This is a genomic window from Embleya scabrispora DSM 41855 (assembly GCF_000372745.1).
Taxonomy (GTDB): Bacteria; Actinomycetota; Actinomycetes; order Streptomycetales; family Streptomycetaceae; genus Embleya; species Embleya scabrispora.
In genome coordinates, this window is record NZ_KB889717.1 from 1 (window position 1) to 24,238 (window position 24,238).

21 protein-coding genes and 1 tRNA gene are annotated in these 24,238 nt (G+C 71.8%); 9 read left to right on the forward strand and 13 right to left on the reverse strand.

From position 1 onward, the window contains the following. Positions 1 to 68: 68 nt before the first annotated feature. Complete coding sequence (locus A3IC_RS0143885) at positions 69 to 1,178, reverse strand: ABC transporter ATP-binding protein (RefSeq protein WP_026219426.1); 1,110 nt, start codon at positions 1,176 to 1,178, stop codon at positions 69 to 71. Between the two features lie 236 nt (positions 1,179 to 1,414). On the opposite strand from A3IC_RS0143885, the gene A3IC_RS0143890 reads away from it, so the two are divergent. After that, positions 1,415 to 2,434: a LacI family DNA-binding transcriptional regulator gene (locus A3IC_RS0143890; protein WP_020556422.1), complete on the forward strand. Its 1,020-nt coding sequence runs from the start codon at positions 1,415 to 1,417 to the stop codon at positions 2,432 to 2,434. 135 nt (positions 2,435 to 2,569) lie between these two features. On the opposite strand, the gene A3IC_RS0143895 is transcribed toward A3IC_RS0143890, so the two are convergent. Continuing rightward, a tRNA-Thr gene (locus A3IC_RS0143895) sits at positions 2,570 to 2,643 on the reverse strand. Positions 2,644 to 2,814: 171 nt separating this feature from the next. On the opposite strand from A3IC_RS0143895, the gene A3IC_RS0143900 reads away from it, so the two are divergent. Then, positions 2,815 to 3,078, forward strand: a complete 264-nt coding sequence (locus A3IC_RS0143900; protein WP_020556423.1) for a GlsB/YeaQ/YmgE family stress response membrane protein — start codon at positions 2,815 to 2,817, stop codon at positions 3,076 to 3,078. Positions 3,079 to 3,149: 71 nt separating this feature from the next. Continuing rightward, on the forward strand, positions 3,150 to 4,025 hold the full coding sequence (locus A3IC_RS0143905; protein WP_026219427.1) for an acyl-CoA thioesterase: 876 nt from the start codon (positions 3,150 to 3,152) through the stop codon (positions 4,023 to 4,025). 19 nt (positions 4,026 to 4,044) lie between these two features. Here A3IC_RS0143905 and A3IC_RS0143910 read toward each other — a convergent pair whose 3' ends face one another. Together A3IC_RS0143910 and A3IC_RS0143915 are read right to left on the reverse strand one after the other, a co-directional pair. Continuing rightward, on the reverse strand, positions 4,045 to 4,524 hold the full coding sequence (locus A3IC_RS0143910) for a flavin reductase family protein (protein WP_026219428.1): 480 nt from the start codon (positions 4,522 to 4,524) through the stop codon (positions 4,045 to 4,047). Between the two features lie 153 nt (positions 4,525 to 4,677). Then, positions 4,678 to 6,072 carry a class I adenylate-forming enzyme family protein gene (locus A3IC_RS0143915; RefSeq protein WP_020556426.1) on the reverse strand — a complete coding sequence of 465 codons (1,395 nt, stop codon included), beginning with the start codon at positions 6,070 to 6,072 and terminating at the stop codon, positions 4,678 to 4,680. Between the two features lie 470 nt (positions 6,073 to 6,542). Between A3IC_RS0143915 and A3IC_RS0143920 the strand changes: the two genes are divergently transcribed. After that, the gene (locus A3IC_RS0143920; RefSeq protein ID WP_020556427.1) at positions 6,543 to 8,195 is read left to right on the forward strand and encodes a sensor domain-containing diguanylate cyclase; all 1,653 of its coding nucleotides are present in this window, start codon (positions 6,543 to 6,545) and stop codon (positions 8,193 to 8,195) included. 423 nt (positions 8,196 to 8,618) lie between these two features. Then, positions 8,619 to 9,389 (forward strand): carbohydrate-binding protein, encoded by a 771-nt coding sequence (locus A3IC_RS69415; protein WP_020556428.1) that lies wholly within the window; start codon positions 8,619 to 8,621, stop codon positions 9,387 to 9,389. Here A3IC_RS69415 and A3IC_RS0143930 read toward each other — a convergent pair. The 6 genes from A3IC_RS0143930 to A3IC_RS0143955 all read right to left on the reverse strand — a co-directional run bounded on the left by A3IC_RS0143930 (position 9,373) and on the right by A3IC_RS0143955 (position 15,184). Continuing rightward, positions 9,373 to 10,143 carry an SAM hydrolase/SAM-dependent halogenase family protein gene (locus A3IC_RS0143930; RefSeq protein WP_020556429.1) on the reverse strand — a complete coding sequence of 257 codons (771 nt, stop codon included), beginning with the start codon at positions 10,141 to 10,143 and terminating at the stop codon, positions 9,373 to 9,375. The genes A3IC_RS69415 and A3IC_RS0143930 overlap by 17 nt on opposite strands. Positions 10,144 to 10,152: 9 nt before the next feature. Beyond that, complete coding sequence (trxA, locus tag A3IC_RS0143935) at positions 10,153 to 10,500, reverse strand: thioredoxin (protein WP_020556430.1); 348 nt, start codon at positions 10,498 to 10,500, stop codon at positions 10,153 to 10,155. After that, complete coding sequence (locus tag A3IC_RS0143940) at positions 10,497 to 10,973, reverse strand: MerR family transcriptional regulator (RefSeq protein ID WP_020556431.1); 477 nt, start codon at positions 10,971 to 10,973, stop codon at positions 10,497 to 10,499. The genes trxA and A3IC_RS0143940 overlap by 4 nt, the downstream gene beginning before the upstream one ends. Positions 10,974 to 11,091: 118 nt before the next feature. After that, on the reverse strand, positions 11,092 to 13,476 hold the full coding sequence (locus A3IC_RS0143945; protein ID WP_020556432.1) for a glycoside hydrolase family 65 protein: 2,385 nt from the start codon (positions 13,474 to 13,476) through the stop codon (positions 11,092 to 11,094). Then, a complete protein-coding gene (locus A3IC_RS0143950) occupies positions 13,473 to 14,252 on the reverse strand; it encodes an HAD family hydrolase (RefSeq protein ID WP_020556433.1) in 780 nt (259 codons plus the stop codon). The genes A3IC_RS0143945 and A3IC_RS0143950 overlap by 4 nt, the downstream gene beginning before the upstream one ends. Positions 14,253 to 14,401: 149 nt before the next feature. After that, positions 14,402 to 15,184 carry an SDR family oxidoreductase gene (locus tag A3IC_RS0143955; RefSeq protein ID WP_020556434.1) on the reverse strand — a complete coding sequence of 261 codons (783 nt, stop codon included), beginning with the start codon at positions 15,182 to 15,184 and terminating at the stop codon, positions 14,402 to 14,404. Positions 15,185 to 15,587: 403 nt separating this feature from the next. Between A3IC_RS0143955 and surE the strand changes: the two genes are divergently transcribed. Then, positions 15,588 to 16,541 carry a 5'/3'-nucleotidase SurE gene (gene surE, locus A3IC_RS60030; RefSeq protein ID WP_158696342.1) on the forward strand — a complete coding sequence of 318 codons (954 nt, stop codon included), beginning with the start codon at positions 15,588 to 15,590 and terminating at the stop codon, positions 16,539 to 16,541. Positions 16,542 to 16,682: 141 nt separating this feature from the next. Here the strand turns inward: surE and A3IC_RS0143965 are convergent, their stop codons facing one another. Beyond that, complete coding sequence (locus A3IC_RS0143965; protein ID WP_020556436.1) at positions 16,683 to 17,414, reverse strand: acyltransferase; 732 nt, start codon at positions 17,412 to 17,414, stop codon at positions 16,683 to 16,685. A 197-nt stretch (positions 17,415 to 17,611) separates the two neighbouring features. Here A3IC_RS0143965 and A3IC_RS0143970 point away from each other — a divergent pair, with 197 nt between their 5' ends. Together A3IC_RS0143970 and A3IC_RS63445 are read left to right on the forward strand one after the other, a co-directional pair. After that, on the forward strand, positions 17,612 to 18,655 hold the full coding sequence (locus A3IC_RS0143970) for an alcohol dehydrogenase catalytic domain-containing protein (RefSeq protein WP_020556437.1): 1,044 nt from the start codon (positions 17,612 to 17,614) through the stop codon (positions 18,653 to 18,655). Positions 18,656 to 19,882: 1,227 nt separating this feature from the next. Continuing rightward, the gene (locus tag A3IC_RS63445; RefSeq protein ID WP_079027075.1) at positions 19,883 to 21,217 is read left to right on the forward strand and encodes a YidB family protein; all 1,335 of its coding nucleotides are present in this window, start codon (positions 19,883 to 19,885) and stop codon (positions 21,215 to 21,217) included. On the opposite strand, the gene A3IC_RS0143980 is transcribed toward A3IC_RS63445, so the two are convergent. Continuing rightward, positions 21,195 to 22,496: a cytochrome P450 gene (locus tag A3IC_RS0143980; protein WP_040878293.1), complete on the reverse strand. Its 1,302-nt coding sequence runs from the start codon at positions 22,494 to 22,496 to the stop codon at positions 21,195 to 21,197. The two genes, A3IC_RS63445 and A3IC_RS0143980, sit on opposite strands and share 23 nt — an antisense overlap. A 79-nt stretch (positions 22,497 to 22,575) precedes the next feature. Further along, on the reverse strand, positions 22,576 to 23,337 hold the full coding sequence (locus A3IC_RS0143985; RefSeq protein WP_020556439.1) for an SDR family NAD(P)-dependent oxidoreductase: 762 nt from the start codon (positions 23,335 to 23,337) through the stop codon (positions 22,576 to 22,578). A 213-nt stretch (positions 23,338 to 23,550) separates the two neighbouring features. Between A3IC_RS0143985 and A3IC_RS68030 the strand changes: the two genes are divergently transcribed. After that, entirely contained in the window at positions 23,551 to 24,060 is a 510-nt protein-coding gene (locus A3IC_RS68030) for a MarR family winged helix-turn-helix transcriptional regulator (protein WP_052174067.1), read from the forward strand. The last annotated feature ends 178 nt before the right edge of the window (positions 24,061 to 24,238 follow it).

Here is a 24,238-nt window from a genome sequence, read left to right on the forward strand (position 1 = left end):
TTGGAGGAGCGAAGCGGGGGAAAGAAAAAGCGGTGCCTCGCGAGCCGGCGCCGAAGGCGCCCAACAAATCAATCGTGCAGTCGCTCGCCGCTCTTCGTGGAGAACAGGTGCGTCTCGCCGACTGTCGGGACCACGTGCAGGACGCCGCCCTTTTCCGGCACCTCGCGCCCGGGCACCCGCACGACCAGCGGCTTGGTCTCGCCGTCGATGGTGACCGAGCCGTAGACGAAGGCGTCCGAGCCCAGTTCCTCGACCACGTCCACGGAGACCGCGAGGCCCTTGCTGTCCTTGGACAGGCCCTCGGCCGAGTTGATCTTCAGGTGCTCGGGGCGCACGCCCAGGGTCACCTTCTTCGCGCCCTCGGCGACGGCCGCCTCGCGGGCCTCGCGGGAGACCGGCACGACCGCGTCGCCGAAGCGGATGCCGTCCTCGGCGAGGTCGACCTCGATCAGGTTCATCGCGGGCGAACCGATGAAGCCGGCCACGAACACGTTGGCCGGGCGGTCGTACATGTTGCGCGGGGTGTCGACCTGCTGCAGCAGACCGTCCTTGAGCACGGCCACCCGGTCGCCCATGGTCATCGCCTCGACCTGGTCGTGCGTGACGTACACGGTGGTGATGCCCAGGCGGCGCTGCAGGCCGGCGATCTGGGTACGGGTCTGCACGCGGAGCTTGGCGTCCAGGTTGGACAGCGGCTCGTCCATCAGGAAGACCTGCGGCTCGCGGACGATCGCGCGGCCCATCGCGACGCGCTGGCGCTGACCACCGGAGAGCGCCTTGGGCTTGCGGTCGAGGTACTCGGTCAGGTCGAGGATCTTCGCGGCCTCTTCGACCTTCGCGCGGATCTGCTTCTTGTCGATCCCGGCGATCTTGAGTGCGAAGCCCATGTTCTCGGCGACCGTCATGTGCGGGTACAGCGCGTAGTTCTGGAACACCATCGCGATGTCGCGGTCCTTGGGCTCCAGGTTGGTGACCTCGCGGTCGCCGATGTGGATCGAGCCGCCGGTGACCTCCTCGAGACCCGCGAGCATGCGCAGGGAGGTGGACTTTCCGCAGCCGGAGGGGCCGACCAGAACCAGGAACTCGCCGTCCGCGATCTCCAGGTCCAGCGCGTTGACGGACGGGCGCTCGGCGCCCTTGTAGGTACAGGTCGCCTGCTTGTAGCTGACCGTGGCCATGGTGATGTGTCCTTCCACCGGCAGGAACGTGCCGGACGATCCGAGTGGAGGGTGAAGTACCCGGTGTTGATTGCCCGTGTGTCGCGCTGGGCAAGTGGTCTAGTCCATTCTTGACGAACTGCGAATCACCGTACCCGGGCGCGCGACTTCTGTCAGCAGTCGGGATCGTCCGAAATGTTTTGCGTGAGCCGCAAGGCCCTGCGAAATCCTGCTGAAAGTCTCACTAGGCTGCGGGCATGAAGGCTCGGCTGGCGGACATCGCAACGCAGGCAGGGGTCAGCGAGGCGACCGTGAGCCGGGTTCTCAACAGCAAACCCGGCGTCGCGGACGACACTCGGCGGGCCGTCCTGACCGCTCTCGACGTGCTCGGCTACGAACGGCCCGCCCGCCTGCGCCGGCGCAGTGCGGGTCTGGTGGGGCTGATGCTCCCGGAGCTGGACAACCCGATCTTCCCGGCGTTCGCGCAGGTCATCGAGCGGGCGTTGGCACACCACGGCTACACGCCGGTGTTGTGCACGCAGACCCCGGGCGGGGTCACCGAGGACGACTACACCGAACTGCTTCTGGAACGTGGGGTGTCCGGGATCGTGTTCGTCTCCGGTCTGCACTCGGACTCGGGCGCGGACCTGTCCCGCTACCTGCGCCTGGTCGATCGCGGGCTGCCGATCGTGTTCGTCAACGGCTTCGCGCCGGGGGTGGATGCGCCGTTCATCTCCAGCGACGAGGCGGTCGCGGTGGAGTTGGCGATAGGCCACCTGGCCTCGCTGCGGCACACCGCGATCGGGCTCGCGGTCGGGCCGGAGCGGTACGTGCCCACCGCCCGCAAGATCGCCGGCTTTCGGCGCGGGCTCGCCGTGCGGTTCGGGGTCGAGGACGCGGACGCCTGGATCGAGCGCTCGCTGTTCTCGGTCGAGGGCGGGCAGGCGGCGGCGGGTGCGCTGTGGGAGCGGGGTGCGACGGCGATCGTGTGCGGCAGCGACCTGATGGCGCTCGGCGCCGTGCGGGCGGCGCGCGAGCGCGGCTTGCGGGTGCCGCAGGACGTCTCGGTGGTGGGCTACGACGATTCGCCGCTGGTGGCGTTCACCGACCCGCCGCTGACCACGGTGCGCCAGGCGGTTCAGGCGATGGGCGCGGCGGCGGTGCGGGCGCTGCTCGACGAGATCGGCGGGGGTCGGGCGCCGCGTACCGAACTGATCTACCGCCCGGAACTGGTCGTCCGGGCCTCCACCGGCCCGGCGCCGGACATCGGCCGCTGATCGCAGGTGGGTGTGCGCCGTTCCGGGGGGCCATGTCCGGAAGGTGAAATCTCCGGTAGGCGCGAGCTGTAACACCGACGTGCCAAGAACGAAAACAGGCCACTGACCGCGTTTCCGCCGGTCAGTGGCCCCTTGAGCCCCGAGTCGGGTTCGAACCGACGACCCCGCGCTTACAAGGCGCGTGCTCTGGCCAACTGAGCTATCGGGGCGTGTACCGGACCATTTTGCACCGTGGCCACCCGGCGGGCGCAACCACCTTAGGGCTTTGTGGCTCGGGTGTGTCCGCGTTAACACGTGGTGATCGTGGGGAACAGGAGACACCTGCCCGGAAAAGTCCGGGTCGGCGTACTTTGTACGACTGCCGCCGGCTGGAGGAACCCGTGACGTTCGTTGGTTTGATCATCGCCGGCATCATCATCGGCGCGCTCGGGCGGCTCTTTCTCCCCGGTAGGCAGAAGATCGGCTTCCTGGCCACGATGGCCGTGGGCATCGTGGGCACGCTGATCGGTTACGGCATCGCCGCCGGGCTCGGCGTCGAGGAGACCAGGGGAATCGACTGGCTCCGGTGGATCATCAGCATCGCGGTGGCCGCCTTCCTGGTGTCGCTGGTGGTGAAGTTCACCGGAAGGGGCGCGCGGCGCTGAAGCCCGCCCTGAACTGACGGCCCGTCAGGGGCGCTGCGGGCGGCGCCCGGGCGGGCTGCGATCATGCGCGCATGGCTGGTGGAGTGTCGATGTGGCCGAGCATCGCGACGGACGACCTGGTGGACGCGCTGGAGTTGGCGCCGGAGGGTCCCGCCGACCCCGGCGGGCCCGGTGCGGTGATCACCTTTCGGGCGCGCAACATCGTGACCCGGATCCCGCGCACGCTGGGCGCGCAGGTGCTGGCGCAGACCGTCGTGGCGGCCGAACGCGTGGTCCCGCACATGGCGGTGCACACGCTCCAGGGCGTGTTCCCCCGGGCCGGCGTTCCGGGCGAGCCGGTGCAGGTGCGGGTCGAGCGGCTGCACCAGGGTCGGTCGGCGGCGATGCTCCAGGTGGGCTTTCGGCAGGGCGCGCACGAGCACTACCGGGCGTTCGTGACGCTCGGCGTGCCCGGGCCCGAACTGGTGCGACACGCCGACCCGTTGCCGGCGCGGGTGCCGGGGCCCGAGGAGTGCGCCGAGTTGTCGGTGCCGATGTTGCCGTGGGAGGTGCGCACGGTGGGCGGGCCGGCCGCGTTGGCCCCGGAGTCGGCCGGGCCGCCGCGACTGGACCTGTGGACGCGGTGCGCGCGGGTCGAGGACACCGCGACCATGGCCCGGGCGATCCTGGCCTGGACGACCGAGGGCTTCCTGGGGCCGGTGGCGCTGCGGCCGTATCCGCGCGCCGAGATCGAGCGGCGCGGCGGGCGGTCGATGTCGGTGGCGCTGGCCCAGAACATCACCTTCCACGAGGGGTTCTCGGCGCACGAGTGGCTGTTGCTGCGCTGCGCGAGCGAGTACGCGGGCGACGGGCGCATGCACGGGCGGATCCGGGTGTTCACCCGGGACGGGCGCCTGGTGGCCTCGGTGACCGCGGACGGCCTGATGCGGCCGGGTCCGCGGCCGTGACGGCGGTGCGCCGCCGGCCTCAGCCCAGGCTTCGGTAGCGGCCCCGGAAGTGGACCAGGGGCGGGCCCTCGGGGCTGGGCAACCCCACGGTGAGCACCTCGCCGACGTACAGGATGTGGTCACCCGCCTCGACGACCTGGTGGGTGCGGCATTCCACGGTGGCCAGTGCGCCGCCGACCAGCGCGGCGCCGGAGATCGGGCCGCGGCGGTGCGGGATGTCGGCGAACATCAGCCGGTCGCTGATCCGGCCCGGGATCGCGAAGCGCCCGGCGATGTGCCGTTGGCTCTGTGCGAGCAACGACACCGCCCACAGCGGTTGTTCGTCCAGCACGTCGCGCATCCGGGCCTCGCGGCGCAGGCTGATCAGCACCAGCGGCGGGTCCAGCGACACCGACATGAACGCGGTCGCGGTCATCCCCACGTCGTCCACGGGACCACCGTCGTCAAGATCGCCCTCGACGGCGGTGATCAGCACCACGCCGGCGGCGAATCGGGACATCGCGGCCTTGAAGGCGGCTTCGTCGACGGGCGGCGGCGGTGGCTGGGACACGGGTCCAGGGTATGCGGCCTCGCCGCCGGGTCCGGGATCGGCCTCGCCGGTGGGGCGCCGTGGGCCGGGGCCGGCGGGCCGGCGCGGCGATGCCCGTCCGGGTCAGCGGCCCGCGGTGATCTCCCGGGTCAGGTTCTCGCGGCGGTCTGCTCCGGAGGGCAGTTCATCGGCGTAGAAGACGCGTGTCGGGTGCTTGTGCTCGGCCAGGCCGGCCTGCGCGCAGGCGGTGCGCAGGGCGCCGGGACCGGGCACTCGGGCGGGGTCCTCGGCGACCACGACGGCGCCGAGTACGTGACCCTCGGTGGGGTGCGGCAGGCCGATGACCGCCACGTCGCGGACGTCCGGATGCGCCTTGAGGACCCGTTCCACCTCGCCCGGGCCCACCGTGCGGGTGCCGACCCGGATCAGCTCGGCGGCCCGGCCGGTCACCGTCAGGACGCCGGTCGCCTCGTCGAGCACGGCCAGGTCGCCGGTGCGATACCAGCCCTCGGCGAGCACCTCGGCGGTGGCCGCCGGGTCGTCGGCGTAGCCGTCGAACAGCAGCGGTCCGCGCACGCACATCTCGCCGTCCGGGTCGAGCGCGACGTAGTGCAGCGGGCCGGGAATCCCGCAGGCGCCCGGGTGGGCGAACACCTCCGGGCCGGACAGCGCGGTGAGCGGGCCGGTCTCGGGCGTGTCGTGCACGACCCGCACGCTCGCGTTCGGCGCGATCCGGGCGATGTCCGCGAGCACCGCGGCCTCGGTCGGCGCGGTGTCGGCGAAGCGCACAGTGTCCAGCACCTCGTCGGCGGCGGGCTGCTCGGCCTCGGTCTCGGCCAGCGCGCGCCACACCGCCGGTGCGGCGGTGAGCCGGGTCGCGGCGTGTTCGCGCACCGCCGCGCGCAGTGCGGCCGGATCGCCTCCGGGCACCAGGACCAGGGTGTCCCGAGCGTGCCACTGGGCGAGCGCGAGCGTCCAGGTCCGGCCGTCGGCCAAGTCGGCCGCGAGTACGTGCGCTCCGCGCGACTCGGCGAGTGCGCCCGGGTGCGAGCGCAGTACCAGTACCCGGTGCGACAGCAGTACGCCACGCCGGCCTGCCGGGGCGAGCAGGCACGGGTCGGTCTCGGCCGGCTCGACGTCCGGCGGCTCCGGCAGGTCCTCGGGGTCCTCGTCGTCGAGGTCGGCGATCAGCGCGTCGGCCTGCTCGGCGGTGTCCAGGACCAGGGCGGTCGCGTACGTGTCGGGGTGTTCGGGGTCGGTGGGCACCAGCACCGCGCCCAACCGGGCGAGCGCGGCGAACAGCGGCGCCGCCGCGATGCCCGCTCCGCCGGCGATCGGGCCGCAGCCGACCCGGTCGCCGGCCGCCAGGCCCAGGGCGAGCAGCCGGCGCAGGCCGAGTTCGGCCGCCGCGTCCAGTTCGGCGAAGGTCAGCGAGCGCTCGCCGAGCACGACCGCGGTTCGGTCCGGGACGGCGCGGGCCGCGTTCGCGAAGATCTCCCCGACGACCAGACCGGTCATGGCCCCACCCCCGTCGTTCGACGCGCCGTTGTGTTCGTCGTACCGGCCTGTGCGGCGCGCGCGCAAGATCGTACGGAAACCTGACGGACGTACCGTAGGGACTTCGCATGCCCGCTGGGAAGACCGGCCGGTGATCTTGTGCCGGATCGACTGTGCCTCAGCTCGCTGACGCATAGCGAAGAGCCCATCCGGGATCTGATTGATCGTCAGGTCCGCTGGGCGAACCCTGGGGTTAGTTCCCGAAAATGGGCCCTCGCCTCGTACGATGCCCGGTGGATGCCGGCGGAGGGAGCGATTCCGGGGTGGCTCGGCGGTCCGACTCGATACGGTATGAAGCGTGAGGTGGCTCACAGTGACAGCCTGATCGATGACGGAACGTCGCCAATTCGAAGCCCGCTGTGATTCAGTTTCTCTGGTAAACGGACGATATCTGTTCAGAAGACACCGGCGTCGACCCCTGGGGGAGACCCATGACAGCCGAGACGGAGACCCACGTCCGGTTGGCGACTTTGCGCCTTTTGAACCGCGTCGTCGCCGACCTGAACGCCACGCGCGACCTCAAGGACACCCTTCAAGCCGTCGTCGACGGCGTGGTTTCGGGCCTCGGGTTCGGGGTCGCTGCGGTCAATCTCGTCCGCGCCGACGGCGACCTGGAGGTCGCGGCGGTGGCCGGCAACGACGAGCTGCGCAAGGCGATGGCCGGCCAGATCGGCTCGCGGGAGGGTTGGGATCGCATCCTGGCCGCCGCCGAGTCGTGGGGACCGCTGCGCTTTCTCGGGCACCGCTCGGGGCTGGCCGAAGTGGGGGACGTCCCGAGTTGGATACCCGACCTGCCGATCGGCGACCACCCCGAGGCATGGCATCCGCGTGATGCGTTGCTCGCGCCGCTGCACACGCCCGAGGGTGACCTGGTCGGCGTGTTGTCGGTGGACCTGCCGGTGGACGGCCTGCGACCGGCTCCCTGGCGGCGCGAGGTGCTGGGCATGTTCGCCGCACAGGCGGCGATCGCGGTGGACAACGCGCGGCTGCGCAGCGACATGCAGCGCGCGGTGGCCCGCCTGGAGCGCGAGCAGTTGGCGCTGCGAGCCAGCGAGGAGAGCTTTCGGCAGGCTTTCGAATACGCGCCCAGCGGCATGGTGATGACCGGTGTGCGTGGGCACGAGCAGGGCCAACTGCTGCGTGCCAACGACGCGTTGTGTCGGATGCTGGGCTACCCGGCGCCGGTGCTCAAGCGGCTCGGACTCGGCGCGTTGGCGCATCCGGAGGATCGGCCGCTGCTGGCCGGGCACCTGGGCGGGACGGTCCCGGTCGCGGGCTGTACCGAGCTGCGTCTGGCACGCAGCGACGGTACGTATCGGTGGGTCTCGCTGCGCACCTCGCAGGTCGCGGACGGGCTCGGCGACCTGCGCTTCGGGTTGACCCACGTGGAGGACATAGAGGATCGCAAGCAGCGTGAACAGGCGCTCGTGCACGAGGCCAGCCACGATCCGCTCACCGGTCTGCCGAACGGGCGCGAGCTGCGGGCCAGGCTGGCCGCCCGCTTCGGCCCGGGCGCCGGGCTGCCCGGCGCCACGCCGGTCCCGGCCGGGGCGGTGGGGGCGGTCGGGTCGGTCGGCGAGGTGCGCGAGCCGTACGCGGACGAGTGGGCGATGCCGGCCGGCGCGATCCTGAGCATCCCCGAGGGCGCGGTCGTGGTCGTGGACGAGCCGCCCGGCGCCGAGCGTCGCGGCGTCGCGCTGCTGTTCTGTGACCTGGACGGGTTCAAGCACATCAACGACAACTTCGGCCACCACATCGGCGACGTGGTGCTCAAGGCGGTCGCCGAGCGGCTCACCGCCGCGGTGCGCGAGGGTGACACGGTGGCCCGGCTCGGCGGCGACGAGTTCGTCGTGCTCGCCGACGGGATCGGCCGCGAGGAGGCGGAGGAGATGGCGGTGCGGCTGCGCCGCGCGCTGTCCGTGCCGATCCCGGCCGAGGGTCTGGCGGTGCCGCTGGAGGGCGCGAGCTTCGGGATCGGCTGGGCGGAGGAGGCCGCCGAGCCCGAGGACCTGCTGCGGATCGCGGACGAACACATGTACGCCAACAAGCGTCGCCGCGACCGGGCCCAGCGTCGGGCGGGCTGAGCGGGCCGAGCGGGCGGCGCGGCGGCCGTGGTCGGCCCCGGCGTGGGCCACCCCCGCGATGGCGGATGTATTGGCCGCCTCGGGTGGATCCGGTCACCGAATGCATGGATGGTTCAGGCCGGGAATCCGGGCCGCGCACGGGTTGCGGGCGGGTGTGCGCCCGGCCGCCATACGCATGAGTAGGGCCTTATCGTGACAGTCCCGTCACGCGGACAACGCCACTCGCCCCACCCGTCGCCCGTTAGTGTGATGCCTGGTATTGACAAAGCTTGGCCTGGCGAACGTAGGGAGGACTACCCGATGACGGCGGGTACCAACGGTGAACCTGAAGACCCGTACGGGTACCTCTATCGGCCGGCGCCGGGTGAGGAAGCGGCCGAGGGGACAGGGACGACCGGTGCGTACGGTTCTTCCGCCAACCGCATGATGCCGCAATACGTGCAGGTCGGGCAGATGAATTACGCGCAGCCCCCGGCACACACGCAGCCCCAGGCGGCGATTCCCGCGCAACACGAACACGGCGGCGCGCAATCACCGCCGCAGTCCCCGCCGCCGCGTGACGGGAGTGGTGGCGGTGGGCGTGGCGCGATGATCGGTGCGGCGGTGGCGATCGTGCTCGTGATCGCGGTGATCGCCGGCGTGCTGTTGATGCGCGGCAACGACGACAAGGACAAGAAGGCGTCGCCGACCACGCCCGGTGCGGGACGAACCACCGCCGCCCCGTCGCAGACGCCGCCGCCGTCCTCGGCGCCCTCGACGGCTGCCGGTGGCAAGTTCGCGGTGCAGGAGGCGGAGGACGCCTCGCCCAGCGGTGGCGCGGTCGCGGTGGCGGGCGTGCCCAACTCGACCGGCAGCGGCATGATCGACATGCAGGCGCCCGGTTCGACCGTGACGGTGAAGCTGACCGCGCCCAAGGCCGGTTCGTACTACCTGGCCGTGCGCTACGTCAACGCCGGGCCCAAGGACGACATCCAGAGCCTGTCGATCATGGTCAACGGGACCGACTCGAAGAAGAAGTCGAACCTGAAGTCCTGGGGCACGCCGAACAGCGTCACCGGCACCTGGAACAACGTGACCCTGGTCGACGGGACCAACGAGGTCGCACTCACCTGCGCGGCCGGCGACAAGTGCAAGGTCGCGCTGGACCAGATCTGGCTGTCCGACCAGAAGCCGGACTTCAACAAGAAGGACTGACCCGGACCGGGTCCCCGGCCCGCACGCCCAGCAGGCGGGCCGCGTCGCCGCCGTTGACCGAGATGGCCAGCAGACCGGCGGAGTCCTCGTAGCCGACGAGTTCCCCCGCGGGCACCTCGCCGAAGGTGTTCCGCAGGGGAACCGGGTACGCGCGTTCGCCCACCTCGACCCGAAGCACGTCGGCGCCGGCGAAGTCCGCCACGGAGTGCGCGAGTTGCACGTTGCCGAAGTGGTCGACGGCGAGCACCTCGCCGGGCGCCGGGGCGGGCAGCTCGACGGGGCCGCCCGCGGGCGGGCCGACCTCGGCGAGCGGCGTGCCGAGCGCGAGATGGGCGGCGACCGGCGCGAACACGTCCCGGCCGTGGAAGGTCCGGGAGACCTTCGCCAGGGTGAGCGCGGGGTTGGCGATCTCGCGGATCTCCTCGACGCCGCCCAACGCGTGCGCGGCCCACGGGAGCAGGCCGTTGTCCGGTCCGACCAGCAGATGGCCGCCCGCGCGCAGCACGATCGCCCGCCGCGCGGTGCCCACGCCGGGGTCGACCACCGCGACGTGCACGCTGCCCGCCGGAAACCAGGGCACGGTCTGGGCCAGCACCAGTGCGCCGCGTCGCACGTCGCCGGCCGGCACCAGGTGGCTCACGTCCACGACCGGTACGCCGGGCGCGAGGCCGGCGATCACGCCGTGGCACGCGGCCACGAAGCCGTCGGCGAGCCCGTAGTCGGTGGTGAAGGTGATCCGGCGGGAAGTGGCCATTCCCGGAAGCTACCCGGTGACGGCCGCGTTCTGCCCGATCACGTCGGCGAGTTCGGCCAGGATCCGGCGCTTGGGCCGGGCGCCGACGAACTGCCGTATCGGCTCGCCGTCGCGAAAGACCATGAAGGTCGGCATGGACAACACCCCGTAGCGGGCGGCGGTACCCGGATTGCGGTCGACGTCGAGCTTGGCCACCGCCAGGCCCGGCTCCTCGATCGCGATCTGCTCCAGCACCGGCTCCATCTGCCGGCACGGACCGCACCATTCGGCGGTGAACTCGACCAGTGTCGGGCGGTCGGCGCGCAGCACGGCGGTGTCGAAGTCGGCGTCGGTGGCGTCGTGCACGTTCTTGCTCATCGGGACTCCTTGGCGAGTGGGCCGGCGGTCAGCGCACAACGGGCCTCCGGCGGGTCGGGCAGGGCGGCGGCGGCCGCGGCGGCCGGTGTGGCGGGCCGGTCGACGCGCTCGCCACCGGCGTGCGCGCGTTCGGTCTGGTCGAGTTGGGCGACCAGATGGGCCCGGATGCCCTGCATGCGATCGATACAGGCGTCGAGTTCGGCGAGCTTGCGCCGGTAGACCGCGACCGACGCGGGGCACTCGTCGCCCGCGTCGTGCCCGGCGCGCAGGCACTCCACGAACGGACGGGTCTCCTCCAGATCGAAGCCGATGCCCAGGAGCGCGCGGATCTCGCGGACCAGCCGGGCATCGTCCTCGTCGTAGTCGCGGTACCCGCTGCTGTTGCGCCGAGCGGACAGCAGACCGCGTTCCTCGTAGTAGCGCAGGGTTCGGGTGCTGGTCCCCGCGCGCTCCGCCAGTTCTCCGATGCGCATGTCCGAAACGGTAGACCTTGACGTTGACGTGAAGGCCAGAGGCGTCGGGGCGGCACCGGCGAGTGCCGGGCGGACGCCGGCCGGGCGCCCGGGCCCGGCCGGCGGGTGGGGCTTGCGATCAGCCCGGGGTCGGGCCCGTGGGGTGGGTGTCGGGGACACTCTGGCGGTGCGCCGGGGCACGGCCGGGGGGCTGGCTGGGCGGGGTGTCCCGAGTGAGCGGCGGGATGTCCAGGGTTATCGGCTTGCCCGGGATCAGTACGTGCTGCTCGCCGTGGTGCAGTATCGGCAGCTCGTCGCCCTCGCGCAGCGTGTATGTGGTGTGCTCGTGGGTGGTCTCCACCCGCAGCCGGGCACCGCGTACCGACAGCGAGAACGCCAGCCCGGTCAGGCCGACCGGCAGACGCGGCTTGAACGACATGCACTCGCCGTGGTCGCGCAGCCCACCGAAGCCCGCGACCAGCGCCACGCAGGTGCCCGCGAGGGAGGCCATGTGCAGACCGTCCTTGGTGTTCTTGGCCAGGTCGTGCAGGTCCATCAGGGCGGCCTCGGCGGTGTAGTCCAGGGCCAGTTCGAGGTGGCCGACCTCGGCCGCCATGACCGCCTGCGTGCAGGCCGACAGGGACGAGTCGCGGACGGTCAAGGTCTCGTAGTAGTCGAAGTTGCGGCGCTTCTGCTCGTCGGTGAACGCGTCCCCGCGCACCTGCATGGCCAGTACCAGGTCGGCCTGCTTGACCACCTGCTTGCGGTAGATGTCGAAGTACGGGTAGTGCAGCATCAGCGGATAGTGGTCGGGCGGGGTGTTCTCGAAGTCCCATATCCGATGCTTGGTGAAGCCGTCGGCCTGCGGGTGCACACCCAGGTCCTCGTCGTAGGGGATGTACATCGCGTGCGCCGCGTCGCGCCAGCTCGCGGTCTCCTCGGTGTTCACCTCCAGCGCGCGGGCCTCGTGCGGGTGGCGTGCCACCGCGTCGGCCGCGGCCAGCAGGTTGGTCTGCGCCATCAGGTTCGTGAACACGTTGTTGTCGGCGAGCGCGCTGTACTCGTCCGGGCCGGTCACGCCGTTGATCCGGAACAGGCCCGCCGCGTCGTGGTGGCCCAGCGAGCGCCACATCCGTGCCGTCTCGACCAGGATCTCCAGGCCGAAGTCGCGCTCGAAGTCCCGGTCGCCGGTGGCCCGTACATAGCGCGCGACGGCGACCGCGATGTCGGCGCCGATGTGGAACGCCGCGGTGCCCGCCGGCCAATAGCCCGAGCACTCCTCGCCGCGGATCGTCCGCCACGGGAACAGCGCGCCCCTGAGCCCCAGTTGCGCGGCGCGCTCGCGGGCCAGCGGCAGCGTCGAGTGCCGCCAGCGCAGCGCCTGCGCGACCGCGTGCGGCAGCCCGTAGGTCAGCACGGGCAGGACGAACACCTCGGTGTCCCAGAAGCAGTGCCCGTCGTATCCGGGACCGGTCAGTCCCTTCGCCGGGATGGCCCGCTCCTCGGCTCGGGCGCCCGCCTGGAGCACGTGGAACATCGCGAACCGCACGGCCTGTTGCAGCTCGACGTCGCCCTCGACCTCGATGTCGGAGTTGTCCCAGAACTGCTTCAGGTAGCCGCGCTGTTCGTCGACCAGGCCGTGCCAGCCGGTGTAGCGCGCGGCGGTCAGCGCGGCGGCGACCTGGTCGCGCAGCGCGGGCAGCGAGCGGGTGGAGGACCAGCCGTACGCGATGTACTTCACGATCCGCAGCTTCTGCCCGCGGTCGAGCACCGTGGTCACGCTGAAGCGCGCCAGGTCGGCGGCGCTCTCGGCCTCCACGTACATGCTCTCGGGGCCCTCGACCTCGTGGTCCATGCCCACCGCGACGCGCAGTCCGCTGTGCTCGGTGCGGTGCACCAGGATCGCCTTGCTGCCGTTGTGCGTGTGCTCCTCGGGACGCAGCGGCGCCTCCAGCACGGCGGCGGCGCGCGGGTCGGCGTTCGGCAGTGGCAGTTCCTCGTTGGTGACCAGCTCCGACTGGAGCACGATCCGGGCCGGGCCGTCTATCGGTTCGATCTCGTACTCGATCGCGGCGATCGAGCGCTGGGTGAGCGAGACCAACCGCTTGGAGGTGACCCGGACGGTGCGGCCGGCCGGCGATGTCCACAGCGCGCGGCGGTGCAGGACGCCTTCGCGGAAGTCGATCGAGCGCTCGTGGTCCTGGGTCTGGCCGTAGCGCAGGTCGAACGGCTCGTCGTCGACCAGGAGTCGGATGATCTTGCCGTTGGTGATGTTGATGACGCTCTGGCCCGACTCGGGGTAGCCGTATCCGGCCTCGGCGTAGGGCAGCGGGCGCAGTTCGAAGACGCCGTTGAGGTAGGTGCCGGGCAGGCCGTGCGGCTCGCCCTCGTCCAGGTTGGCGCGCAGGCCGATGTGGCCGTTGGAGAGCGCGAACACCGACTCGGACTGGGGCAGGTGGTCCAGGTCCAGCGTCTGTTCGGTGATCCCCCACGGCTCGACCGTGTAGGGGTGTCCGATGCTCATGCCGTGCCTTCCGCAGAGGTACGCTCGCCCGCCGGGTCGCCGGGTCCGGCGTCGAGGAGTTCGTCGAGATCCGTCACGACCACGTCCGCGCCGTGTTTGCACAGCTCCGCGGCCTGACCGACCCGGTCCACGCCGACCACGTGGCCGAAGTCGCCGGCCCGGCCGGCCGCGACGCCGGCCAGCGCGTCCTCGAACACGGCCGCGTGCGCGGGTGCCACCCCCAAAGCCTTCGCGCCGGCCAGGAAGGTGTCCGGCGCGGGCTTGCCCGACAGGCCGTCGCGTTTCGCCACCACGCCGTCCACGATCGCATCGAACAGGTCGTGGATGCCGGCCGCGCGCAGCACGTCCTCGCAGTTCGCGCTGGAGGACACCACCGCACAGGGCAGCTTCGCCGCGCGCGCGGCATGCACGTAGCGCACCGAGCCCGGGTAGACCTCCACGCCCCGCTCGTGGATCAGCCGCAACACCATGTCGTTCTTGGCGTTGCTCAGCCCGTGCAGGGTGAACGTCCCGGGTGGGTCGCCCTCCTCGCCCGCGGGCAGTTCGATGCCGCGCGACTCCAGGAAGGAGCGGGTGCCGTCCAGGCGGGGCTTGCCGTCCACGTACGTGTCGTAGTCGCGTCTCGGATCGAACGGGGTGAAGTCGGCGCCGTCGCGTTCGCGCAGGTAGTGGTCGAACATCTCCTTCCAGGCGACGCCGTGCACCTTGGCGGTCTGGGTCAAGACCCCGTCGAGGTCGAAAAGAAGCGCGTGGATGGTGTTCGGCAGCCCCAACATGGCGGGTTTACTGCCCCCGATGCGGGTTGGTTATCCGTGCCGTGATCTTTTCGGATGACACCTGGGACGAGATGGCGTGTCACGTGTGGTGCTTGAGCACGTTTTGACCGAAATGAGGTTGAATTCCAGAAGTGGCGCGCGTGGGGCGGCTACCGGACCACATGGCCCGCATTGACCAGGAGCATCTGGCCGGTGATGGCCTTGGCACGGTCCGAGAGGAAGAAGACGACGGCCTCGGCCACGTCGGCGTCGGTGGCCATTTCGGGCAGGGCCATCGGCGCCACGAGGCCGGCGAGGACCTCCTCGGCCGGCACCCCCGCGGCCTGCGCCTGGTAGTTCACGAAGCCCTCCACCGGCGGTCCCCACATCCAGCCCGGAGCCACCGAGTTGACCCGGATCCGGTGCGGACCCAATTCGTGGGCGAGGGCGTAGGTGGCGGAGGTGAGCCCGCCCTTGGAGGCGGCATAGGCCATCTGCGGAGCCTGGGGCGGCGGGGCCAACTGGGACTGGGTGGCGATGAAGACCACCGCGCCGCCGCCGGCCTTGAGTGCGGGCAGCGCGGCCTTGGTCATCGCCAGGCTGCCGACCAGGTTGACCTCGACCACCCGGCGCAACTCGGCGAAGTCGGTCGCCTCCAGACCGCCGAACACGGTGTCCAGCGCCGCGCAGTTGACCAATCCGTCCACGGCGCCGAAGCGCTCCACCGCGAGGTCGACCAGGGCCCGGCAGGTCTCGTGCTCGGTGATGTCGGTCACCGCCCAGGCGACCCGCCTGCCGGTGGGATCGACCTCCTCGGCGGTCTTGACCAGGTTGGCCTCGGTTCGCGAGCCGAGCACCACATTGGCGCCGTCGCGCGCGGCGGCCAGGGCCACCCGGCGGCCGAGACCCGGGCCCACGCCCGAGACGATCACGGTTTTGCCGTCCAGGATCATCGCAGCTCCGCCCACTCGTCCCGGCCGAGCCGGTCGGCCCGGCTGATGATCCGTCAGATTACGTTCGGCGCAAGGGCTTTGGCCAGACCCGAGTGACGGAGTGGGGCGGCGCGCCGGTGGAGCGCGCATCCGGACGAACCACCCGGCTCCGCCCATTGCAATGTCCGACCGATGACCCTATTTTCGCTATCCGCCGGCTGGCACGTGTCGAATCGCAGGGTGCATTCCGTCCGATACACCCCTCCGTACACGTTGTTCGACCCGAATTTCACTCGACCGTCCCGGTCGGGTCGGTAACGGGTTTCGTGCGGCCGGTTCCGCTTCACGCACGAATCCAGAGTCGTCGAGCCCCCGGGCGCGACGTTCCTCGGGCGTGCGGACCTTCTTGCCTACGGAGGACGAGATGGCCATTTTCGGCAGGAGACACGTGTTCCCCCTCGCCGCGACCGCGACCGCGGCCGCACTGCTCGCGGCGAGCGCGCCCGCCGCCCTGGCGAGCGACGACGCGCGCGGCAGCCAGGCGCCGCGCAGGCTCAGCATCCTGATGAGCAACGACGACGGCCAGCAGGGGCCGTTCATCCGCGCGTTGCAGCGGGCGCTCAAGGCGGCCGGCCACGACGCGGTGATCGTCGCGCCCGCCACCGACCAGTCCGGCAAGGGCACCGGGATCAACGCGACCCCCGGGTCGATCGTCAAGGCCGCCGAGGTCGAGCCGGGCATCTGGTCGGTCGAGGGCACTCCCGCCGACTCGGTCTCCTTCGCCCTGGCGAACGTGTTCCGGACCAAGAAGCCCGACCTGGTGGTCACCGGCATCAACCCGGGGCAGAACATCGGCGCGACCACGAACCACTCGGGCACGGTCGGTGCCTCGATCACGGCCGCGGAGAAGGGCATCCCGGCGGTCGCGTTCAGCGCCGAGTACAGCACCGCCGATCCGCGCAACCCGTTCCCGCAGATGGCACAGGCGACGGCGTTCGCGACCCGGTTGGTGGACCGCCTCGCGGCCACCGCGAAGCGGACCGGTCCGGTGCTTCCCGTGCACACCACGCTCAACGTGAACTACCCGGCCAAGCCGACCGGCCGGGTGGAGACGACCAACGTGGGCGAGGCCGACGCGCTGAGCGTCAGCTACGTCAAGGACCCGTCCTGCGACACCTGCTACAAGCTCGATCTGGGCCTGGCCTCGGGGGTCACCGAGCCGGTGCGCAACGCGGACACCACCGCGATCGCCCGGGGGTCGGTGTCGATCTCGATGCTGGACGCGGACTGGACGGTGCCGGGTTGGCAGTGGGGGCAGCAGACGCGCCTGTTGGACGCGGTGGGGGTGCAACTGCGGCTGTCCGGCCTGAAGGCGTGACCTCGCGCTGACCCGGGCGGGGCCGGCTTCGGGCGGCCCCGCCCGGGTGCGGCGCACCGTCGCACCGGGCCCGACCGGGGGTTTCACGTGGAACCGCGGCGCCGGGCGTCGCGGCCCGGCGGGGGCTCGAAGGCGCGGGTGCTACTGGCCGCCCGAGGCGTCGTGCTCGGTCAGCAGGGCGACCAGTTCCTCGTGGGTGATCCCGTCCGGGAGCGGTGTGGGGGTGTGCCGCAGCGGCGGGTCCCACCCGGATTCGGTGCGCCGGCGGACCACCTTCGCGGGCACGCCGGCCACCACGCAGTGGTCGGGGACCGTACCGCGAACCACCGAACCGGCGCCGACCACCACGTTCCGGCCGAGTTTGGCGCCGGGCAGGATGATCGCGCCCGCGCCGATCCAGCTGCCCGGGCCGATCTCCACGGTGTCGTTGATCGGCCACTGGGTGCCGATCGGTCGATCCGGGTCGGCGTAGCTGTGGTTCTGATCGGTGATGTAGATGTACGGCCCGGTCCACACGTCGTCCGCGATGGTGATCGAGCGGTGTCCGACGATGTGGCTGCCGCGCCCGATCGTGCACCGGTCGCCGATGGTGACCACCGCCGCCTTGCCCAGATCGTGTCCCGGCGCCAGCCCCGCGGACAGCGTGACGTGCTCGCCGATGATGCAGCCGGCGCCCACGGTGATCCACTGCTCGCCGAAGACCGAGCCGACCGGAAAGGCGAGCTTGCTGCGCGCGCCCAATTCCCGGAAGCGGTACGGGCCGGGCTGCTCCGCGGTGATCGAGGCGACGCGTTGCAGCGCACGCCAGCCTCGGTGCGCGGCGCGCGAGAGGGCGCCCCGGGCGTGCCCGCGCAGGGCTTGCGACAGCGACATGGAGATCACGTTACCGACGCTCGCGCGAGGGTCGGCGGGACGTGGGACGAACGTCACGCCGGGCCGATCCGGGCCGGTCGGGGGTTGGCTTCCGACGGCTTCTGTAACAGTGTTACTGCCCTGCCGGTGGAAGTGTTGCCGGCTCCCGTGCCGGTGTTCTCCGGCGTCGGGTGAGCGAAGCAGCCAGGGGAGTGGACATGCGTGCCGTCGTCATCAACGGAACCCGGGACGTGAGCGTGGAGACGGTCGCGGACCCGGTGCTCACCGGTCCGGACGGGGCGATCGTGCGGGTCGAGGCAAGTGCGGTGTGCGGCTCGGACCTGCACTTCTACGAGGGCGAGTTCCCGGCCGCCGGGCTGCGGCCGGGGCACGAGGTGGTGGGCACGGTGATCGAGACCGGTGCCGAGGTGGGCCGGATCGCGGTGGGCGACCGGGTTCTGGTGTCGCCCGTGCTCGGCTGCGGGCGGTGTGCGGGCTGCCGCGTGGGCAACCCGATCGACTGCGTCGGCGGCGGTGTGCGGGTGCTCGGCGGCGACCTCGGGCTGCCCGGCGGGCACGCCGAGGCGGTGGCGATCCCGGCCGCCGACGCGTGGTTGCTCCCGGTGCCGGAGGACCTCGCGGTGGACCACGCGGTGTTGCTCACCGACGCGTTGCCGACCGGTTGGACGGCGGCGACCCGGGCCGACATCACGCCCGGCGCGACGGTGCTGGTGATCGGGCTCGGGCCGGTCGGCCTGTACGCCCTCCAGGCGGCCCAGGTGCTCGGCGCGGGCCGGATCCTGGCCGCGGACCGGGTGCCGGCGCGACTCGCGATGGCCGAGCGGCTCGGCGCGGAGCCGATCGACGCGAGCGCGGGCGACCTGGTCCAGCAGGTCATGGCGGCCACCGGCGGTCGGGGCGCGGACGCGGTGATCGAGGCGGTCGGGCAGGACGCGACACTGGCTGCGGCGATCGCCTCGGTACGCACGTCGCGCACCGTCTCGGTGGTCGGCGTCGACGCGAACTTCGCGTTCCCGCTCGCGGTCCCGCTGCTGATCATCCGCAACGTCACGCTGCGCTTCAGTACGGCGCCGGTGGCCTCCACCTGGCCGACCCTGATCCCCCTGATCCGACACGGCCGCCTCGCTCCGGTCGACGTGTTCACCCACCGCCTACCGCTCACCGAGGCAGCGAACGGATACCGCACCTTCGCCGACCGCACGGACGGCTGCCTCAAGGTCTTGTTCGACCCGAGCCACTGATACGAGACGGCGGGGCGGCTGCTTCGGGGGTGGAGCGGGGGCCGGGGTGGGCGCTGCGTCGGGTTGCTCGTGCGCTTCGGGGGTGGCGCGGGTCGGAGCGGGAGCCTGGGTCGGGTTGGTGGCGGCTTGCTCCGGTTGGAGTACCCCTCCGCTCTGCGGCCGGACCGAGTCCGGAGTAAATCCGGGCTTCGTGGGCCCTTTTTGGCTCGTGCGCTCGATGACCGGCGCATGTGTCGGGTAGACGCCGCGTCGGGTTGGTGGGCGGCTTGCTCCGTGGCGGGTTGTTCGCCCGCTCCGTGGCCGGGGCGTGTGTCGGGTGGGCCCTGCCTCGGATTCGTGGGCCGCTTGCTCCGGGTCGGGTACTCCTGCGCTTCGCGGCCGGGGCCGGGGCGGGGTGGGCGCTGCGTCGAGTGATCGGCGTTGCTCCGGGCCCGTTGCCCTGTCCGCGCTGCGGCCCGCGCGCGGCCGGTTGTTCCGTGCCGGGGTGCACGTCCCCTACAGGCCGGTTGCTCGTCCGCTCCGCGGCCGTCGGTGGGCCGACGGCTCCGGGCCCTATGCCCGTGCCGTACGGGCGCACGGAGGCACGGGGCGCGGCGTTGGGTGGTCTGCGGTGTCGCCGGTGTGCCGCTGCGGAATGGGCGCGGTCGGACCGGTTGAGGTTTCGGCCGCGTATCGTCCCGGCGCGGAGCGACCGGTGGACCGTGGCTGCGGAGCAGACAGGCAACCGGCTGCGGGAGGTGTTTCCGGCCCCGAGGCCCTGCCGGTTGCCCCCGCTCTCCGTCCGCCCTTCCGCCAAGCGGCCGGCTGCGGGAGGTGCCTCGTGGTATCCGTGGCCCGCCGGTCGCCCCGCGCTCGTCTGCCCTTGCGCCAAGTGCCGGCTGCGGGAGGCGCATGCCCGGCTCGCGGCCCTGTCCGTTGCCCCGCCCTCCGTGCGGCCTTTCGTCGGCAGTCGGCTGCGAGAGGTGTTTCTCGCCCCCGGTCCCTGCCGGTTGCGCCCGCGTTCGGCCCCGCCTTTTCGTCGAGTGATCCGCGGCATGTGGGTGCGGCCGGGTGCGCGCGGCCGCCGGCGGCTGGTTCTCCGAGGGTTGTCCGGTACGTGCTGCCGCGCTGCCGGGGAGGGTGGCTTCGTCGCTCGATGGGCGTACTGCCGACGTGCCACCGCGAAGTGATGTCCTATTTACCCCACTATGAGAGCCGGATGTGGCGACCTGCGCAGGGAGAAGACGGATGAGCGACGGTGGAATGGACCTTCCCGGTGGACTCGGCGGCCTTCTGGGCGGGCTTCTCGGTGGGCGGGGCGGCAGCGGTGACCAGGGGCTGGTGCGGGTGGTACTGAGCATGCTGACCAAGCAGGGCAGCTCCGGTGGGCTGGGCGCGCTGTTGCACAAGCTCCAGGCGGGCGGCCTGGGTGAGCACACCAAGTCCTGGGTGGAGACCGGTCGCAATCAGCCGGTGAGCGGCAAGGAACTCACCGATGCACTCGGTGAGGACGAGATGGTCCGCCTCGCCGGCCAGGCCGGGATGACCAAGGAGGAGACCGCCGCGGCGCTCGCGGCGACGCTGCCGCGGGTGGTGGATGCGGTGACGCCCGAGGGCAAGGTGCCGGCCGCCGAACAAATCGACGCGCTGATCGACCCGACGGCGGCTCCGGTCCCGACCGCCCCTCCCGCGACCGCCCCGGGCGGGGCGAAGCAGGCGACTCGGGCCAAGGGCGAGGCGGCCCCCGCGCCCGAAGCCGCGCCCCCGTCCCCGCCGGCGTCCGACGCCGCCCCGAAGCCCGCCCCCGACGCCACCCGGGAGCCCGGCGCCCGCCCGATTCCCAAGCCCGGCGCCGGCCCGCACTCCGCCTCCGACACCGCCCGAAAGCCCGATGCGCGCCCTGCGCCCGGGTCCGGCGCCGTTCCGGAGCCCGATGCCCACCCGAAGCCCGGGCCCGGCGCTCACCCGAAGCCCGCGTCCGGCGCCGCCCCGGAGTCCGGCCACCCCCCGAAGCCCGGGCCCGATGCCCACCCGAAGCCCGAGCCCGGCGCCCACCCGAAGCCTGGGCCCGGCGCCGCCCCGGAGTCCGGCCACCGTCCGAAGCCCGCGTCCGATGCCCACCCGAAGCCTGGGCCCGATGCTCACCCGAAGCCCGCGTCCGGCGCCCACCCGAAGCCCGCGTCCGGCGCCCACCCGAAGCCCGCGTCCGGCGCCCACCCGAAGCCCGGGCCCGGCTCTCACCCGAAGCCCGCGTCCAGCGCCCACCCGAAGCCCGGGCCCGGCGCCCACCCGAAGCCCGGGCCCGATGCCGGCCCGGAGTCCGGCGCCACGCCGAAGCCCGCGTCCGGCGCTGCTCCGGAGCCCGATGTCCACCCGAAGCCCGGCCCCCACAACGCCCCAAAGCCCAACGCCGCCCCGGCGTCCGCCCCCGGAGCCGCCCCAAAGCCCGGCGCGCGCCCGAAGCCCGGACCCGGCGCCCGCCCGAAGGCCGCCCCCGACGCCGACCCGAAGCCCACCCCCCGCCGTCACCCCGAGGCGACGCCGGAGGGCGAGTCCGAGGTCAAGCCCGATGAGTCGGCGTGAACTCGCAGTCCATGTGTTTGATGCCGTTGATGAAGCTCGAACGCAGCCGCTGGGGCTCGCCGACCATGCGGATGTCCGGCAGTCGGCCCAGCAACTCCCGGAACAACAGGGTGATCTCGCGGCGAGCCAGGTGCGCGCCCAAGCAGAAGTGTGGGCCGCGTGCACCGAAGCCGACATGCGGGTTCGGGTCGCGGGTGATGTCGAAGCGCCGGGGGTCGGCGAACACCGCCTCGTCCCGGTTCGCCGACCAGTAGAACAGCAGCAGCTTGTCGCCGTCGCGCACCGGCTTGCCGTTCAGGTCGGTGTCCCGGGTGGCGGTGCGCCGCATCCACACCACCGGGGACGCGAGCCGGACGATCTCCTCCACGGCGGTCGGTGCGTACCGCTCGAAGTCCGAGAGCCAGAGCCCGCGTTGGTCCGGATTCTCGGTCAGCAGCCACAGACCGTGCGAGATGGCGTTGCGAGTGGTCTCGTTGCCCGCGGCCAGCAACAGGATGAAGAACGAGGCGAGTTCGTCCGTGGTCAGGCTCTCTCCGTCGATCTGCGCGTTCACCAGGGCCGAGGTGACGTCCTCGGTCGGCGTGCCGCGTCGGAATTCGGCCAAGTCCTTCATCAGTTCGGCGAGTTCGGCGCCTGCGGTGAGCAGTGCCTCGATGTGGCCGCCGCCCTCCTGGGGCACGTACTCCGGGTCCGCGACGCCGAGGATCACATTCGAGCGGTCGAAGACGAAACGGTGTTCTTTCTCCGGTATGCCCATCATGTCGCAGATGACCCGGAGTGGGAGTCGGGCCGCGACGTCGGTGACGAAATCGCATGAGCCGCGCTCGGCCACCTCGTCGACGATGGTTTTGGCGGTGCGGTCCACGTCGTCCGAGAACTTCTTGATCATCCTGGGCGTGAACGTGCGGGCGACGATCCGGCGCAGCCGCTGGTGCCGGGGATCGTCCATTTCGATCATGGAACCGAAGAACTCACCGAATCCCGGCGGGAAATCGGGAATGTGGGTCGCGCCGCGACCCGAACAGAAGTCCTCGGGTCGGCGGCTGGCCTCGGCGACGTCCGCGTGCCGGGTCAGCGCCCAGAAGCCGGGGCCGGGCTCCAACGGGCTTTCCGGCTCCGGGTAGTACGGCATCGGCCATGTCTCGCGCAGGTAGGCGAAGCCCGCCTCGCGGGCGGCCGGCGGCCCCGACCAGAAGTCCAGGTCGGCGAGCGGGACCTGCGCCGGCCAGGTCCGAGGATTGGGGTCGGTGGTGCTCGGTCCAGCCGTCTCGGCCGTCATGCCGGTCACTCCGATCACGCGTTGTTACTCGCGGGTTCGGTATCAGTGCAGCACACATGCGTTCGCCGATCCAGGGCTCTCAGGTGGTGATCGCGCCGCCGTTGACCTGGATGGTCTGGCCGGTGATCCACGCCGCTTCGTCGGAGGCGAGGAAGACGCAGGTCGCGCCCGCGTCCTCGGGGGTGCCGAGCCGGCCGACCGGGATGTGCTTGGCCTGTTCGGCGGTGTGCGCGAGGTCGCGGCCGCTGGGACGGGGGTCCATCAGGCCCAGTGCGACGGTGTTCGCGGTCACGCCGTCGCGGGCGCTCTCCATCGCGAGGTGGCGCATGAACGCGATGGCGCCGCCCTTCGCGGCCCCGTACAGCGAGATGCCGAACGACTGGCCGCTGACGCCCGCGGCCGACGCGATGGTGATCACTCGCCCGAAGCGGCGCGCGCACATCCCGTCCAGCACCGCCTTCGTGCAGGCCATCACGCCGAACAGGTTGACGTCGGCGAAGCGTTGCCAGTCCTCGGGCACGCTTTGGCGGAACTTGGTCGGGCGAAATCCCTCGGCGCCACCGTTGCCCGCGTTGTTGACCAGGATGTCGATCGGCGCGACGGTGCGTTCGAAGGTGCGTACGGCCACCAGCGCGGCCTGCGGGTCGGTCACGTCGAACGCGGCGGTGAACGCCCGGCCACCCGCCGCGCGGATCTCGGCGCAGGTGTGTTCGGCACGCTCGGGGTCGAGGTCGTTCACCGCGACGATCGCACCCTGCGCGGCGAGCAGGCGGGCGATGCCCGCGCCGACACCCCGGCCCGCGCCGGTGACCATTGCCGACCTGCCGTCGAGTGCGAACACGCGGGTCCCCCGGGGTGATCGATGAGCTCGACGGCGGCATCGGCGCACGGCGTCGATCTTGACGCGCGCAGCCAATCACCGGCCTCTACACGTGTCAATGCTGGACTCCATCAATTACCTTCTGTGGGTCGGGATGCACACCTAGACTGTGGAACGCCCGCCTCCGCCATACGAAACCGTATGGCGTTGCTTCCCTTCCGGAGGACTCGTCCAGTGCCCCCGTCAGCCGAGTCGCCCACTCCCTCCTCGGAACGACACGAGTCGCGGCATCACGTCCAGACCGCGCTCGAACGCCTGATCCGACTCCAGCAGAGCCGTCGCGTGCACGGCGAACTCACCAGCGCCTCGCGCGCGCAGGTCTCGCAGCCGGCGGTGGTGTTGCTGACCCGGTTGCAGGCGGGCGGCGGCGGGCTGGCCATCGGCGATCTGGCCAAGCTCGCCCGGATGGACATGTCGCTGGTCAGCCGGGAGTTGCGCAAACTGGAGGCGGACGAACTGGTCACCCGGACCACCGACACGCGCGACGGTCGGATCACCCGGGTGGGACTGACTCCCAAGGGTCGAGGTGTGGTCCGGCGGCTGCGCCGGGTGCGCGACCGGCACTTCGAGGAGGCGCTGTCCGGTTGGACGGACGACGACCTCGCCACGCTCGGCACGTTGATGGGCCGCTTCGTCGACGACCTGTCCGCCGTCCGCTATCGCGAGGCCGACGAGCCGGGCTGATTCCGCGCCCGGGTCCCCCTTCGCCCCGCCGGGCGTCCCACCTTCCCCATCCGCCCCCTTTGCACGGCCCGGCTGGACACGGTACGTGTGTCCAGCAGACTGTGTCGCGAGACCGGGTGGTTGCCTTGCGCCGGGTCGAACCCGTGTCGTGCCGGCAACCGTTACCGGTCGCGGCACC

Coding starts and splice junctions, on each gene's coding strand:
- A3IC_RS0143885 (WP_026219426.1), bottom strand. CDS start 1,178: ATGGCCACGGTCAGCTACAAGCAGGCGACCTGTACCTACAAGGGCGCC.
- A3IC_RS0143890 (WP_020556422.1), top strand. CDS start 1,415: ATGAAGGCTCGGCTGGCGGACATCGCAACGCAGGCAGGGGTCAGCGAG.
- A3IC_RS0143905 (WP_026219427.1), top strand. CDS start 3,150: ATGGCTGGTGGAGTGTCGATGTGGCCGAGCATCGCGACGGACGACCTG.
- A3IC_RS0143910 (WP_026219428.1), bottom strand. CDS start 4,524: ATGTCCCGATTCGCCGCCGGCGTGGTGCTGATCACCGCCGTCGAGGGC.
- A3IC_RS0143915 (WP_020556426.1), bottom strand. CDS start 6,072: ATGACCGGTCTGGTCGTCGGGGAGATCTTCGCGAACGCGGCCCGCGCC.
- A3IC_RS0143920 (WP_020556427.1), top strand. CDS start 6,543: ATGACAGCCGAGACGGAGACCCACGTCCGGTTGGCGACTTTGCGCCTT.
- A3IC_RS69415 (WP_020556428.1), top strand. CDS start 8,619: ATGATGCCGCAATACGTGCAGGTCGGGCAGATGAATTACGCGCAGCCC.
- A3IC_RS0143930 (WP_020556429.1), bottom strand. CDS start 10,143: ATGGCCACTTCCCGCCGGATCACCTTCACCACCGACTACGGGCTCGCC.
- trxA (WP_020556430.1), bottom strand. CDS start 10,500: ATGAGCAAGAACGTGCACGACGCCACCGACGCCGACTTCGACACCGCC.
- A3IC_RS0143940 (WP_020556431.1), bottom strand. CDS start 10,973: ATGCGCATCGGAGAACTGGCGGAGCGCGCGGGGACCAGCACCCGAACC.
- A3IC_RS0143945 (WP_020556432.1), bottom strand. CDS start 13,476: ATGAGCATCGGACACCCCTACACGGTCGAGCCGTGGGGGATCACCGAA.
- A3IC_RS0143950 (WP_020556433.1), bottom strand. CDS start 14,252: ATGTTGGGGCTGCCGAACACCATCCACGCGCTTCTTTTCGACCTCGAC.
- A3IC_RS0143955 (WP_020556434.1), bottom strand. CDS start 15,184: ATGATCCTGGACGGCAAAACCGTGATCGTCTCGGGCGTGGGCCCGGGT.
- surE (WP_158696342.1), top strand. CDS start 15,588: ATGGCCATTTTCGGCAGGAGACACGTGTTCCCCCTCGCCGCGACCGCG.
- A3IC_RS0143965 (WP_020556436.1), bottom strand. CDS start 17,414: ATGTCGCTGTCGCAAGCCCTGCGCGGGCACGCCCGGGGCGCCCTCTCG.
- A3IC_RS0143970 (WP_020556437.1), top strand. CDS start 17,612: ATGCGTGCCGTCGTCATCAACGGAACCCGGGACGTGAGCGTGGAGACG.
- A3IC_RS63445 (WP_079027075.1), top strand. CDS start 19,883: ATGAGCGACGGTGGAATGGACCTTCCCGGTGGACTCGGCGGCCTTCTG.
- A3IC_RS0143980 (WP_040878293.1), bottom strand. CDS start 22,496: ATGACGGCCGAGACGGCTGGACCGAGCACCACCGACCCCAATCCTCGG.